Source organism: Daejeonella sp., assembly GCF_037719425.1.
Classification (GTDB): Bacteria; Bacteroidota; Bacteroidia; order Sphingobacteriales; family Sphingobacteriaceae; genus Daejeonella.
In genome coordinates this window covers 4,522-14,811 of record NZ_JBBJNI010000106.1, presented here as the reverse complement: position 1 = coordinate 14,811, position 10,290 = coordinate 4,522, and the positions used below count along the sequence as shown (strand labels likewise).

At 41.8% G+C, this 10,290-nt stretch carries 12 protein-coding genes; 2 read left to right on the top strand and 10 right to left on the bottom strand.

Annotation, left to right across the window (positions count from 1 at the left end):
* From WKF69_RS13625 to WKF69_RS13595, 7 genes are all read right to left on the bottom strand, one after another.
* On the bottom strand, positions 1-375 hold a 375-nt coding region (locus tag WKF69_RS13625), incomplete at its 3' end, for an isoaspartyl peptidase/L-asparaginase (RefSeq protein WP_340382623.1).
* A gap of 371 nt (positions 376-746) precedes the next feature.
* The gene (locus WKF69_RS13620; protein ID WP_340382622.1) at positions 747-1,802 is read right to left on the bottom strand and encodes an inorganic phosphate transporter; all 1,056 of its coding nucleotides are present in this window, start codon (positions 1,800-1,802) and stop codon (positions 747-749) included.
* A gap of 27 nt (positions 1,803-1,829) precedes the next feature.
* Complete coding sequence (locus WKF69_RS13615) at positions 1,830-2,477, bottom strand: DUF47 family protein (protein WP_340382621.1); 648 nt, start codon at positions 2,475-2,477, stop codon at positions 1,830-1,832.
* Positions 2,478-2,549: 72 nt separating this feature from the next.
* Complete coding sequence (locus WKF69_RS13610; RefSeq protein WP_340382620.1) at positions 2,550-3,572, bottom strand: ATP-binding protein; 1,023 nt, start codon at positions 3,570-3,572, stop codon at positions 2,550-2,552.
* Positions 3,573-3,587: 15 nt separating this feature from the next.
* A complete protein-coding gene (locus WKF69_RS13605; RefSeq protein ID WP_340382619.1) occupies positions 3,588-4,706 on the bottom strand; it encodes an NAD(P)/FAD-dependent oxidoreductase in 1,119 nt (372 codons plus the stop codon).
* Positions 4,693-5,421, bottom strand: coding sequence for a methyltransferase domain-containing protein (locus tag WKF69_RS13600; protein WP_340382618.1), 729 nt, complete (start codon positions 5,419-5,421; stop codon positions 4,693-4,695). Before WKF69_RS13600 ends, WKF69_RS13605 begins: the two co-directional genes overlap by 14 nt.
* A complete protein-coding gene (locus WKF69_RS13595) occupies positions 5,408-6,526 on the bottom strand; it encodes a type III polyketide synthase (protein ID WP_340382617.1) in 1,119 nt (372 codons plus the stop codon). The genes WKF69_RS13600 and WKF69_RS13595 overlap by 14 nt, the downstream gene beginning before the upstream one ends.
* Positions 6,527-6,663: 137 nt before the next feature.
* Between WKF69_RS13595 and WKF69_RS13590 the strand changes: the two genes are divergently transcribed.
* Complete coding sequence (locus WKF69_RS13590; RefSeq protein ID WP_340382616.1) at positions 6,664-7,527, top strand: UbiA family prenyltransferase; 864 nt, start codon at positions 6,664-6,666, stop codon at positions 7,525-7,527.
* Here WKF69_RS13590 and WKF69_RS13585 read toward each other — a convergent pair.
* The 3 genes from WKF69_RS13585 to WKF69_RS13575 are packed head-to-tail and all read right to left on the bottom strand — an operon-like array spanning position 7,520 to position 9,768.
* Positions 7,520-7,963, bottom strand: coding sequence for a gamma-glutamylcyclotransferase (locus WKF69_RS13585; RefSeq protein ID WP_340382615.1), 444 nt, complete (start codon positions 7,961-7,963; stop codon positions 7,520-7,522). The two genes, WKF69_RS13590 and WKF69_RS13585, sit on opposite strands and share 8 nt — an antisense overlap.
* Positions 7,950-8,639, bottom strand: coding sequence for an HD domain-containing protein (locus WKF69_RS13580; RefSeq protein ID WP_340382614.1), 690 nt, complete (start codon positions 8,637-8,639; stop codon positions 7,950-7,952). The genes WKF69_RS13585 and WKF69_RS13580 overlap by 14 nt, the downstream gene beginning before the upstream one ends.
* Positions 8,593-9,768: a class I SAM-dependent RNA methyltransferase gene (locus tag WKF69_RS13575; protein ID WP_340382613.1), complete on the bottom strand. Its 1,176-nt coding sequence runs from the start codon at positions 9,766-9,768 to the stop codon at positions 8,593-8,595. Before WKF69_RS13575 ends, WKF69_RS13580 begins: the two co-directional genes overlap by 47 nt.
* 140 nt (positions 9,769-9,908) lie before the next feature.
* Here WKF69_RS13575 and WKF69_RS13570 point away from each other — a divergent pair, with 140 nt between their 5' ends.
* The gene (locus WKF69_RS13570) at positions 9,909-10,274 is read left to right on the top strand and encodes a DUF3127 domain-containing protein (RefSeq protein WP_340382612.1); all 366 of its coding nucleotides are present in this window, start codon (positions 9,909-9,911) and stop codon (positions 10,272-10,274) included.
* Positions 10,275-10,290 lie beyond the last annotated feature (16 nt).

Here is a 10,290-nt window from a genome sequence, read left to right as displayed (position 1 = left end):
AACGGAAATAGGATGAACAATATTCTCCAATGCTGCTACGCTTCCGCAGTTCCCAAATTCATCCATTATGCAGGCATCAAGGGTAACTTTACCATCCCTGTCCGGAGCCCCGCCAAAACCCACGGTAGTATTATTTGGGTCAGCCTCTGGTACATGAACACCCTTTTCTACCGCATCCAGTGCCCGGCCATTATTTTTAAGAACTTCCCAGGCAGCGGCATTTGCAGCGATACCAAAATCCCAGGTCGAGATAACGATCGGATTGTCTAAAACAGGCGCTGAAGCCGAAGTATGAGCTCCGGCAAATGAATTACCTGCTAGCAATGAAGCTCCGGCAAGGGAAGTTGTTTTGAGAAATTTACGACGATCTACCATGTTTAAAAGTACAAATTAGATCCAGGAACCAGGAACCAAGATTCAAGACGATTTCATCCTTAATCATTGAACCTGTTTTACAATTCGAATGGTACGCTTAGGGGAAGTCTTGATTCTTGGCTCTTGGCTAAGCCAAGAACCAAGACGCATAACGGAGAGGTCTTTCAAGCGTAGATATCCTGCTTAATTAAAGGTGCCGAACCTGACTTATATAAAGTACTTCTGGCAATGGCAGGCAGCACAAAATCACGGATAAGGTTTAAGTTACCAAGACTAAAGAAGTCAGCCTGGGAATAAAAAAAAACGTTTTATTAAGAAAAATGTATCGGTGAAAAACGAATAAATCTTGATTCTTGGCTCTTGATTCTCTCTTAAAGGAACAAGCTCAATATCCAATAAAGGAGTGCTGCCAACATAGCTGACACCGGGATAGTAAGCACCCAGGCCCACATCAGGCTTATTGTCACTCCCCATCTGACTGCCGACACGCGCTTACTTAAACCTACACCTATAATTGCACCTGTGATAGTGTGTGTAGTAGAAACCGGGATCTTGAAATGCTCAGTCATAAATAGTGTAATCGCTCCAGCGGTTTCCGCAGCAACGCCTTCAAGTGGGGTAACTTTAGTGATCTTAGTTCCCATTGTTTTTACGATCTTCCAGCCGCCACTCATCGTCCCTGCAGCAATTGCAGTATAGCATGCGATTGGTATCCACTCGGGTATATGGTTGATCTTTACTTTCCCATCAATAACTGTATAGCCTACCTGAAGCCATGAAGACATAGTATCCACATTTAAGTTCGCATCCTTGAGATATACGATGACCGCCGCTGCTATAATACCCATTACTTTCTGAGCATCGTTTGCACCATGACCAAGGCTGAACAGAGCCGATGAGACTAACTGTAATTTTTTGAACCACCACTCTGCTTTAGAAGGATTAGCATACCTGCAAATGTTTATGATGATAACAGTGATCGTATATGCCATGATCATTCCTATTATAGGGGCGAGTACGATAAATGCAGCAATTTTGCCAATGACAGCAAGATTTATTACGTCGAGTCCGCCATGGGCTACAGCAGCGCCAGCAAAACCACCTATAAGAGTGTGCGAGGAACTTGATGGAATACCAAACCACCAGGTAAACAAATTCCAGCAAATAGCGGCAATTACACCAGCCATGATAACGATTAGATTTATATTCAGCGTATCAGCGGTCTTTGCGACAGTATCAGCAATGTTAAGATTAAATAGGAAATACGCAAGAAAGTTGAAAAACGCTGCCCAGATAACAGCCTGAAACGGCGTAAGAACCTTGGTAGAAACTACAGTTGCAATTGAATTTGCAGCGTCATGAAAGCCGTTGATATAATCAAACAGCAGTGCTAAAATTATGACGACAATTAGTAATGTAAAACCCATTGATCTTGCGGTGGTATCGTATAAATTTTATGCGTTTTTAACCAGAATCGATTCCAGAACATTAGCTGCATCTTCGCACATGTCTGTCGCGTCCTCAAGAGCTGATAGGATCTCCTTATATTTGATCAGCTTTATAGCGTCTTTTTCATACATGAAAAGCTCGCTTACCGCTTTGTCAAAAACGTAATCAGCCTGGTTTTCAATACTGTTGATCCGGACACATGTATCAGCAATAACCCGAATGTTCTTTAAGTCGCGAAGCTCGTGTATTGCCTTATTAAGATCCTGACATGCCTGTAAGATAAGGCCGGCAAGCTCTTTGATTGGCGGAGTAATTTCTGTTACCTGATAGAGGTCGATCCTGCTGGCAGAACCGTGGATATAATCGGCGATGTCATCTATCGCACTGGCCAGACGATGGATATCTTCCCTGTCAAATGGGGTGATAAAATTTTTACTGAGTTCGAGATGGATCTGGTGAGTGATCTCGTCACCGGTGTGCTCCAGATCTTCAATATCTTTAAAGAGCTTCTTACGGAGGGTAAGGTCGTCAGTATTAAGGGCTTCTACAAGCTTTTCACCCAAACTGATCAGGTTTTCGCTATCCTTTTCGAAAAGGGGGAAGAATTTTTTATCTTTTGGGATAAAGTATTGGAAAATACCGTTCAATGACATTTCGTTGGGTTTAAAGAATAGGCAAAGGTATCATAGCAATGTTAAGTTAATGTTAACAATTTATTTATCCTGTTACTTCACTCGCTTTAGCGTAAACCCAAAAGTAGAGCCGATGTTTTCAGTACTTCTAACGGTAATAGTTTGCTGGTGAGCCTCTATAATATGTTTGACGATGGCGAGGCCCAGGCCTGAACCCCCTATTTCACGGGAACGGCTCTTATCGGTGCGATAAAACCTTTCGAAAAGCCTTGAGAGATACTTTTCCTCGATACCGCTTCCGTCATCAGTAATTTCCACAAGTATTTGATCGTGAAGCTCAAAGATTTTAATGGCTGTGGTTCCGGGATTGTTACCGTATTTGAATGAGTTGTCTATCAGATTCACAAACACCTGTCTTATCTTTTCCCTATCAGCATTTACCCAGGTTGCAGAATTGTATTTCTCCTTGAACTCCATCGTGATGTTATACTTTTTTGCCTTTAGCTCAAGCGACTCGATCACTTCGACAATTAGTTCCGACAGGTCGAACTTTTCGAATTCAACTGGTATTTCCCCGCTTTCAAGTTTAGAAATGGAATCCAGGTCTTTTATGAAGAAAGCCAAACGATCGACATTTTTAGAAGCTTTGTCCAAAAATTGTTTCGAAAGCTCCGGGTCATCCACATCATCCTGTAAAGCCTCAATGTAGCCTTGAATTGCAAAAAGCGGGGTCTTAAGTTCGTGGGAAATATTAGATAAAAATTCCCGCCTGAACTTTTCTTGCTCTCTTAGCTGGTCAATTTCAATTTTCTTGTCTTTAGCCCATTCTTTTACCTCATGCTCAACATCGTGAATTGGGTCAGTGCTGACATACTCTCCTAGTGCATCTTTGAGGTCTTTTCCCAGCTTAAGGTTGTGGATCAGTTTGTAGATAAGTTTGATCTTACTGTACACAAAGCGTTCTATCAGGTAGTAAAATACGGCGTACGAAATAATGATTGAAACACAAAAAGTGATTATGAAATCCACCCATTTCTGTTGAAAATAGAAATTGATGATCGACAGTGATAATGCAACAGCTAAGGCATTAATAAACACCAGTACCCATAGTTTCATGAAGCGAATTTACTACTAAAATACTTTGCCATGTGTCTTTTTCACAATGATTTGGTTAAGTGCAGGTAAATTCTTCATTGCGGTTACGGCTAATTCGGCTAACAAGGGAGATCCAAACAAGCGCTGAATAATCCTCCCGGATGTTAGCCTCAGGGTAAATTCATTCGACCACCTTTCCTTATAGTCCCGTTCCATGGCCTGCCTGTTTAAGTTATTGCCTTGTGTGGAATTTATGATGCATTCGGACAGGATCTTGGCGGAGTGAAATGCTATTGCCATCCCATTTCCGCATAGCGGGGTGATCATCCCGGCGGAATCTCCACAGAAAAGCAAGTGATCTTCAATCAGGGTCTTCGGTTCAAACGAAATTTCATTGATCACTTCCGGTTTTTTGTATATGAATTCGGAATTTTTAAACAGATGCTTTAAAAATGGATTTTTGTACAGCACCTGTTCTTCCATATCAGATATCCCCTCATGTTTTTTCAAATTGACTGTTTGGGAAAGGTAGCAGAGATTGAATTTTTCATCTTCAATCTTGCATACTCCAGAATACCCTCCGTTGAAATTATCGAGTCTGATTAAATTATCAGGCAGATCTGTTTTGATGTGATATTTGACGCCCAGATAGGGGCTCCGGTTATAAAAAAAACTGCGTTTTAGTTTTTGATCAAGGTTGGAGCGTTTTCCATATGCGGCGATGGCTATAGTAGAATGATGGATTCCGTTTTCAGAAGTTATTTCAAATGAGCCGTTTTTGAATTGGATATCAATTACTTTTTCGAATAAAAAAGTTACTCCCAGGCGTTGAGCGTGCTGATAAAGCTGGTCGTCTAGTTTATAACGGCTTAGTCCAAATCCTCCCATAGAAAGGTTTGTTAAGAGCTCCCTACCCCGTTGGCTTGTTATCGACAAACGCGTAATCTGAGACGGCTTAAGTTCGGCAAGACGTATACCGAGTGATTCGAGAAATGGCCATGCTTCATTGGAGATATACTCACCGCAAACGCGATGGAATGGATATCGCTTTTTTTCAAAGAGGGTAACTTCATATCCAGCTTTTTGTAAAAGGATAGAGGATGTCAGACCGCTGAGGCCTCCGCCGATGATAATGATTTTTTTATGACCGGTCATTTTCGTCACTCTTTTTTGAATCAATAAGCAACTGCCACCTGAATGCCCACATCCATTTTAGAGTGTAATTCTTTATGCCTGCCATTTGAAGCATGTTATGAATATCCTCCTTTCGAAAGCTTCGCATAACGGAAACCTTTGAATCATGTTTAACCATCTCCGATCTTGACAAGAGTGATGTGAGAATACCAATTGAGTGATAAGCGAACCAGTGCCTGTGAAGATCGTTCACGATGACTGCGATACTCGCACAATCAGTCATTTTCTTAATAAGCTTTATCCACTCCGCATCCTTAAAGTGATGGGTAAACAGACTTGATAGCACTACGTCAAATTGATTCGTATGCAGATCATTACTTGTAACGTCGGCCAGCATGTAGGAGATTTCAGGGTACTCAGTGGATTTAGCACGAGCGTATTCGACAGCCGCCGCAGTAGCGTCAATACCAACTAACTTAAGCTTTAGATTCTTTTTCCTTGCCCATAAGGCAACGCGTCTCAGTGAGTCTCCACCACCGCAACCCCAGTCGCTGACAGACATTCCGTCCTGTAGCTTTATTTTATCGAAAGCATCAAAGAAAACATTATAGCCACCGAGCATTTTATTGACCACCTCGAGCTCGTCCATTATAGGGTCGATGATATCGTGGCCAAGTGAAAAATCGTCCATCATTTCCTCGTCCGTACTCCGCCGGCTAAAATCAAGCCTGTACATTTTTCTTTAGGATCATAGATTCTACGGTCAGGCCAGGCCCAAAGGCGCATCCAAGAATGGTTTTGTTATCTATAGAACTTTCCATCAAAATATTCTCAAGCACAAAAAGTATGCTCGCTGATGACATATTGCCATAATCACGAAGAACCTGGTAGCTATATTTATTGCTTTCGCGGGAAAAACCCAGTGCTGTTTCTGCAGCTTCAAGTATTTTCCTGCCCCCGGGGTGTATGGCATAACTGTCAACATCGCTTTCCACAAGCCCGGCTTTTTCAAGGACCTTTTTCACCACCCCGGGAATATGTTTTAAGATCAGCTTAGAAACCTTAGAAGTTAATTTCATTTCGAAGCCCTTGTCGCCAATATACCAGCCCATTTCATTTTTAGCAGCTGGAATAAATTCAGAATAGAATGTGTCCAGCATCAGGTAATTTCCTTTTCCGGTCCGGTGATCCGAATTTTCAACCAGCGCTGCGGCTGCGCCGTCTGAAAAGAGCGAGTTCGCAACCCAGTTATCGAGAGTATTTTCTTTTTGAAAATGAAGCGTGCATAGTTCAATACAGACGATTAATACTTTAGCATCGCTTTGAGCGCGACAAATATAATCTGCTGTTTTAAGGGCGTTTAATGCGCCATAGCAACCCATAAAGTTTATGCAGGTGCGCTCAACGCTGTGGCTTAATCCCAGCATCTCTACAAGATTAATGTCAATTCCGGGCGCATACATTCCAGTGCAGCTTACCGTGATCAGGTGGGTGATTTTGGAGGAAATGTCTTCCTTGAAATCCTTTAAACATTTTTTTGCTGCTGCCGCGGCTATGCCAGCTGCTTCTTTTTGATACTGATCCATACGCTTTCCTGTTCCCGGGAAAAGGTTTTCATCTTTAGAATTTTGGAAAAGCAGCCGCTCAGCACTTCTTTTTTTGCCAAAGTCGGGAAGGACGGAAAAACGGTGGTCAATCCCGGAGTTCTCATAAATAGCTTTTAAGCGTGACGCATTATTTCTATCCAGGTCAAAAGCTTCAACCATAAATTGGTAAATGTCGTTCTGGGAAGTCCGGTATTGGGGATTAGCCGTACCAATTGCGCTTATACAACTGTTCATCTATGGTAAAATACTAAATAATAGCTTTGTTGGTTTCCTTCTTAACACCTTTTCGCGGTGGCTGTTTTAAATTCAATGGTTTACCTTGCTATCACGTTATATATTAATTTAGTGAAATGGATTCTCAATGGAAATTTTTGCCTAGCAGATCTGCGATCTTACATCTGCGATTCGCCTTTTCTTTTTTTCTGCTGCCGGTGTTTCTTTTCGCCTGCAGTCAGGCACCGCAAGTGATCGCATTAAACGCTGTCCTGACTTTTGTTATCTGGCATCTCCTCGTTTATCCTGCCAGCAATGGCTACAACAGTTATTTCGATAAAGATGAAGGAAGCATCGCACTCATAGAGAAGCCTCCAGCGGTGGATAAGAGCCTTTATTACTTTTCCTTAATCCTGGATTCAACCGGACTTATACTCGCTGCATTTGTGAATTGGAGTTTATTTTTTGCTGTCTTGATCTACGGATTGTTTTCCAAACTATATAGCCACCCCGCCGTCAGACTCAAGAAATTTCCCGTTGTAAGTTTTCTGATAGTTTTTATTTTTCAGGGAGCTTGTGTTTACTGGAGCAGTTATGCTGCAATATCCGGGCTAGACATTAGCGACGGATGGAATATAAATTTTGTTATATCCGGACTAATATGTTCTTTTCTGATTGGTGCAACTTATCCGCTAACTCAGGTCTATCAGCATGATGAGGATCGAAAACGAGGAGATAAAACGCTTAGTATTGTTCTGGGAATAAAAGGATCCTTCTACTTCTCTGCGATATTTTTTTTAGTGTCAATCATCCTTCTGTGGTTGTATTGGTATAACCTGGGCGAGATGAATAAGTTCTGGCTATTTCTGGCGCTGGTGATCCCGGTAATCGGATTCTTCTGCAGGTGGTTCTTGAAGGTACATAAAGATCCGTCAGAAGCTAACTTCAAAAACATGAGCCTGATGACTTTATTTAGTGGGTGGATGATGGTAATTTACTTCGGGATCCTGAATTTTATTTAGCCAGTGATCTAATAAAATCTACGTATTCTTCAGGAAGCTCATGTTCTTTTGCTCCCTGCAAAATTGTATTAAGATATTCCTTTGAAGGATGTACATCCTCGTCATCACTTGAAGATATAAAAGTGAGCGCTTCTACATTCCCAGACGAAGTTTCAATTAAAAGCTGCACCAGTTCATAGCCAGGTTCGGTCGTCAGAAGCTGATCTTTGAATTTCTGATCGATCTGATAAACAACGCCGAAAACGTCTTCAGATTCTGAAGATATTATATTGGCCCGTGCCGTTCCATCCTGATTTTTTCTGTTGAAACGGAATCCGTAGTCAGGAAGTCTTCCTGACACATAATTCTGAATTTTTGAACCTGTTCTTTCCTCAACAATCGAAGTTTTCAAATTACTGGCGTAGCCAAAATATAAAAAGTAGTCAGCGTTTTCCATTCCATTCATTTTTAAATTGTTCAAGATATATCTCCATAAATCTGTGACGATCGTCAGCAATTTGTCTGCCGGCGGTTGTATTCATTTTATCCTTCAACAGCAAAAGCTTCTCATAAAAATGATTGATTGAGGGTGCCACAGAATTTTTATACTCCTCTTTGCTCATGTTTAACGTCGGCGGAATTTCAGGGTTATAGATCTCCCGGTTTTTGAATCCCCCATAAGTGAAGGTTCTTGCAATACCGATTGCACCTATTGCGTCCAGTCTGTCAGCATCCTGTACTATTTCAAGCTCCTTAGAATGGAAATTTACAGATCCGAGGCCTGAACGAAACGACATATTACGAATGATCCGCTGAACATGCTGAACGATATTTTCTTCGACATGTATTGATCTAAGGAATTCGCCGGCTTTTTGAGGTCCAAGCTCTTCATTTCCGTCATTGAATTTACTATCTGCAATATCATGCAGTAAAACAGCGAGCTCTACAACAAGCTGATCAGCTTCGTCTGTTTCTAAGATAAGTTTTGCATTATTAAGCACCCTGTGAATATGCCACCAGTCGTGGCCAGCTTCGGCACCAGCCAAAGTATCTTTAACGAACTGCTCCGTCTGAGCGATAACTTTTTTATTCTCCTGGTTTAGGTTCACGCTTGCTGCCTTCGTATAATTCATATTCTAAAAGCCTGCAGTCAAGCTTTCCGTTATAGAACTCAATTCTTCGTGATGCACGAAGGCCGATCTTTTTGGCAAGATCAGGATTGCCGGTGAAGATGTAGCCTTTATATCCTTTGCAGTTCTGCTTCATGAAATCACCTATGCGCTTATAAGTTGCTTCAAGTTTTGAATGAACACCAAGGCGCTCACCATATTCAGGGTTGAAGATGACTACACCCGGTCCTCCCGGAACTTCGGTGTCCGCAAAGTCGCATACTGCGAAATCTATCAGATGATCTACACCCGCAGTTTTAGCGTTACGTTGTGAAACATCAATGGCATCTGCCGAAAGATCCGTGGCAATGATTCGCGCAGGCATCTCTTTTTTGGATTGATCTTTCAGTTTTCTTCTTTCCTGAAAGAACACTTCTTCATCGTAACCGATAATGTGCATGAAGCCGTAGTTCATTCGGAACAGGCCTGGTGTTTTATCAGTGGCAAGTAAAGCAGCCTCAATAGCCAGCGTACCAGAGCCACACATTGGAACGATAAAAGGTGTTTTTTTATCCCATTCGGTTGCCATGATCACACCTGCCGCAAGCGCTTCCAGCATAGGCGCCTTCCCGGGAATTTTCCTGTAACCATGTTTGGCCAGGGTCTCTCCCGATGTGTCTATAAAGATTTCGGCATCATTTTCTTTCCAGTATAAATGGATGACAGCTTTATCAGCTTCAGGCCCGGTGTTCGGGCGAATTCCCTTTTTTTCTTTGATGCGATCTACAATTGAATCCTTTACTTTGAGGTTCGCGAACAAGGGGGTAGTAATCGTTTCGTTGTCAACCGTTGAGCTAACGGAAAAATATCCTGTAAAATCTATCAGTTCCTCCCACTCAATTTCCAGTAGTTCTTTGTAAAGCCGGGCGGGATTTTCTGCTGTGAAAGTTTTGATTGAATACAGTACCTGACTTGCGCACCGCAAGTGGAGATTTAGTGGAATACAGTCGTTAATCGAACCTTCCAGCTCAACTCCGGTGCTAAATGCCCGTACTATTTTATAGCCTAATGCTTCAACTTCACGCTGCAAATAAGGCGATAAGCGATTATTGCAGGTGATGATGATCTTGCTCTTATTGTGGAAAACTTGCATAATAATTCGCAAAGTTAACAATTAAAACCTGCCTGAATTTTATACTTTTACAAATGTATGCGGCGGAAATTTCGTCCCACCCAATGGACGATTCTGCTACATTATTTTTAGGTTAGAGAAGATCATTAAATACAAATAACATGGACATTAAAGGAAAAGTACATGAAATCTCACAGGTAATTACCGTGAGTGATAAGTTCAAGAAACGTGAACTTATATTAGAATACGCTGAAAACCCAACTTACCCGGAGTACGTAAAGTTTGAAGCTGTACAGGAAAAAGTTAATTTATTCGACAATGTTAAAGTTGGTGATCAGGTTGAGTTATTCTTCAATCTTCGCGGCAGGCCGTGGACTGATAAAACAGGAAAAACATCTTATTTCAATACGCTTTCTGTGTGGAGGTTAAATCCGCTTGGCGCTGAGGCTTCATCAGCATCCGCTCCGGAATATGCTGCACCGGTTGACATTACTTCGGCGCCGGATGATGACGATCTGCCGTTTTAAGCCAAACGTCTTTAAC